At 44.2% G+C, this 251-nt stretch carries 1 protein-coding gene; it reads right to left on the bottom strand.

What is annotated here, in order from left to right; genetic code table 11:
* On the bottom strand, positions 1–251 hold a 251-nt coding region (locus NLF92_RS13460; RefSeq protein WP_489886395.1), incomplete at both ends, for a cupredoxin domain-containing protein.

Raw genomic sequence — 251 nt, 5'->3', positions numbered from 1 at the left:
CCTCTGCAGTAAGGCCAATTGACGGGGTTAGGGTGCCACGCGCATATCCACTTCTATCAAAACTTTCCGCAAAAAAGGTATAAGCTTTTCGCTCTTTTGGCTGAACGATTACGTCATAAGTTTCCGCTACTGCAATTCGAAATTCATCCACATTTACTGGTTTAACAGGCTGACCATCTGCAGCTACAACCGTCATTTCAAGCCCTGGGATGCGAAAGTCGAAATAAGTCATCGCAGAACCATTTATAATC

Source organism: Opacimonas viscosa (genome assembly GCF_024199005.1).
Lineage (GTDB): Bacteria > Pseudomonadota > Gammaproteobacteria > Enterobacterales > Alteromonadaceae > Opacimonas > Opacimonas viscosa.
This window is presented reverse-complemented; position numbering and strand designations above follow the sequence as displayed.